Annotated in this window: 3 protein-coding genes; 1 reads left to right on the top strand and 2 read right to left on the bottom strand. The window is 75.0% G+C overall.

Going from position 1 to position 3,220, the window contains the following annotated elements:
- Positions 1–958, top strand: a 958-nt coding sequence (locus AC08OX_RS16395) for a tetratricopeptide repeat protein (protein ID WP_476608618.1), incomplete at its 5' end; no start/stop codon positions are given.
- Positions 959–1,013: 55 nt separating this feature from the next.
- Here AC08OX_RS16395 and AC08OX_RS16390 read toward each other — a convergent pair.
- Together AC08OX_RS16390 and galK are read right to left on the bottom strand one after the other, a co-directional pair.
- Positions 1,014–1,469 carry a hypothetical protein gene (locus AC08OX_RS16390; RefSeq protein ID WP_476608617.1) on the bottom strand — a complete coding sequence of 152 codons (456 nt, stop codon included), beginning with the start codon at positions 1,467–1,469 and terminating at the stop codon, positions 1,014–1,016.
- Between the two features lie 507 nt (positions 1,470–1,976).
- Positions 1,977–3,220: galactokinase (gene galK, locus AC08OX_RS16385; protein ID WP_476608616.1), on the bottom strand; the 1,244-nt coding region annotated here is incomplete at its 5' end.

The following is a 3,220-nucleotide window of genomic DNA, read 5'->3' as shown; positions in this document are numbered from 1 at the left end:
GCTATTCCAGAAGGTCGGCCAGACCGACCGCGCGGTCGAGATGTTCCAGCGCACCCTCGCCGCCCGGGAACGCATCCTCGGCCCCGAGCACCCCGACACCCTGGAAGGCCGGCACAGTCTCGGCCGCGCCTACGACGCCGCCGGCCGCGGCGACGAGGCGGCCCGGCTGCTGCGGGACACCCTCGCCGACCGGCGGCGGATCCTCGGCCCCGACCACCCCGACACCCTCGAAACGGTCGACGGACTCGCCCGCGCCCACCTGTACGCCGGACGGCTCGACGACGCCGCACGCGAGTTCGGCCGCGCGCTGACCGGCCGGGAACGCGCCCTCGGCCCCGACCACCCCGACACCACCGAGACCCGCGAGAGCCTCGCCACCGCCCACCTCAGGCTGGGCCGGCCCGGCGACGCCGTCCCCCACCTCGAACGCGCCCTCGACCGCCACGAGCACGTCCTCGGCCGCGCGCACCCCCACACCGTCGAGACCCGGGACACCCTCGCGACGACCTACCGGCGCACCGGCCAGCTTGAGGCGGCCGTGCCGCTGCTCGAACGGCTGCTCGCCGACCGGAGCCGGGCGCACGGCGTCGGCGACGCGCGCACCCTGCGCACCGCCGACGGGCTCGCCGAGGTCTACCGGACCACCGGCCGGCTTCCGCAGGCCGTCGACCTGGACGAACGTGTCCTCGCCGTCCGCGAGCGGCTCCTCGGCCCCGGCCACCCCGACACCCGCGCCGCCCTCGCCGACACCTACCGCCAGGCCGGCCGGCCCGCCGACGCCGTCCCCCTCTACCGCGCCGCGCTCACCGACGCGCTGCGCGAGCACGGCCCGTTCCATCCGGACAGCACCCGGGCCCGCCGCACCCTCGCCGACACTGTCGGCGAGGTCCGCCACGATCAGCCGCCCCTCGAACGGCCGATCCCGGTGGAGCCGAGGTTCCGCCACCGCGACCCCTGACTGACGCCGGCACGCCGGTCACCGCTGGTCGGCCGGCCCGGCCGGCTCGTCGGGGTCACCGGGGTCGACGGGCGGAAGCCGATCGAGCAGCTCCAGCTTGCGGAGCAGCGCCTCGTCCGCCCTCCGCCACCGCCCGCTCGCGGTCCTCCTCCCGGCGCCGTGCCGCCTCCCGGGCCAACTCGGCGTTCATCTGCTCCCGTGCTTCCCGCCAGTACTCCTCGATCCGCTTCCGGTTCTCCCGCCGCTCCTGTTCGGCGGCAAGCTCATTCGTCAACTCCTGGCCATGCCGCGCGTTCCACACTCGGGAGAACGAGCCGTCCCAGTCGACCGGACGGAGGTCGAACCTGCCCGCAAACGTCGCCCCAGCCTCATCCGCCCCCGCGTCGGCGTCGCGCCCCGCGTCGGCATCGGGCGCCGGCTGCCCGGACGGTTCCCGACCGGCTGGCGACCGCGCCCCCGGTTCACGCTCGGCCGCGGGCCCACCTGACGGATCGGCGGTTTCCTCGGACATCACAGTCTTCTCCCGTCCCTGAGGCTCACCGTCATGATCCCACCATCACCGGCCCGCCGTGCCCCCCACGATCCCTCCAGGGATGATCAGCGACCCGCTGGTAAAGCTGCAGGTCAACGCCATGATCTACGATGGTCCAAGGGCTACTTTTGCAGCGGTCCGGCGGTAGTGCAACAGCCCAGGCCAGAGCCATGATCGACAGCCTAGAGCATCGAGCTCCGGCTGCCCATCGCGACGCCGAGCCACTCCGACTCGACAAAATCCGGGATGCGGCAGACGTGGACGCTGTCAACGGCCTGAGGATCGGGTGGGACTTGAGGATCGGACGGGACGAGTGGCCCGCGGGACATGAGAAGGGCCGCACGAGTGCGACCAGGTGTGACGCGGGCCTGGGCCGTGCGGCCTGCTGTTCCCACCCCGCCCTGACCATGACCTTCCGTGCGCCCCTCGCCGATCTGGCCGCGGAGCTCGCCCCCACCATGGGCCGCCGACTTCCGCCCCCGGTCGCTACCCGAGGTCCAGGACGGACGTGCCGGCGACCGCCGAGCAGACATGCAGCACGGCCCGCCGGCCGGACAGCGCGGTGTACGCCGGTTCGAACGCCTCGGTGAAGGCGGTCAGCCGGGACCTGTCGACGAGGGCCACCGCACAGCCCGCGAAACCACCGCCGGTCATCCGGGCGCCGAAGCACCCCGGAGCCGCCGAAGCCGCCTGGACCGCCGCGTCGAGCTCCGGACCCGACACCTCGAAGTCCTCCCGGATCCCGCGATGCCCCGCCAGCAACAGCCGCCCGGCCGTTGGGGCGTCGCCCGCGCGCAGTGCCACGGCGACGGCGTCGACCCGGGCGTTCTCGGCGACGACGAACCGGGCCCGGCGCAGCGCGACCGGATCCACCGCGACCGGGTCCAGCGTGGCCGGGTCCGGCCCGGTCACGCCGCCCGCCCCGCCCGACCGAGCCGCCCCGTCGAGCCGGGCCACCGCCTCGTCCATCGACCGGGGCGTGAGGTCCCGCAACGCGGCGACGCCCAGCGCCCGCGCCGCCCGCTCACACTCCGCCCGTCGGGTGGCGTACTCGCTGGTCACCACCTGTCGGCGCGAGCCGGTGTCGATGACCACCACGGCCAGCCCGCCCGGCAGCGGCACCGGCTCGGTCGTCAGCGTGCGGCAGTCGATCCGCAGCGCGTGGCCGGCCACGCCCGCGGCGCAGGCGAGCTGGTCGAGCAGGCCCGTCGCCGCCCCCACCCAGAGGTTCTCCGCCCGCTGGGCGAGCAGCGCGAGCTCCGTCGGCGCGGGCGTCAACCCGGCGAGATGCGCACCGGCCAGGGCGACGGCCAGCTCCAGCGCGGCCGAGGAGGACAGTCCCGCGCCGACGGGGATGTCGCTGGCCAGCGTGCCACGCCAGGGCACCAAGCCCCCTCCGGCGGGGAAGCTCGACCCGGCGGCGGCACGGGAGCTCCCCGATCCGGCGGCCAGCATCACCGCGACGCCCTCGACATACCGAACCCATCCGGGTGCCCGGGCGGACACCGGCGTGTCGAGGCCCGGCGGCGGCAGCGGGATCACGGCGGGCACCGCGTCCTGCTCGGACACCAGCCGGAGCTCGGGCGCCTCGTTACGGCGCAGGGCGATGCACAGCTCCCGGTCGATGGCCACCGGAAGGCAGAAACCGTCGTTGTAGTCGGTGTGCTCGCCGATGAGGTTCACCCGGGCGGGCGCGCGGACGAGGTGGGTGGGCCGCTCTCCGTAGGTCT

Source organism: Frankia sp. CoBUL1, assembly GCF_978021245.1.
This window is presented reverse-complemented; position numbering and strand designations above follow the sequence as displayed.

Coding starts and splice junctions, on each gene's coding strand:
- AC08OX_RS16390 (WP_476608617.1), bottom strand. CDS start 1,469: ATGTCCGAGGAAACCGCCGATCCGTCAGGTGGGCCCGCGGCCGAGCGT.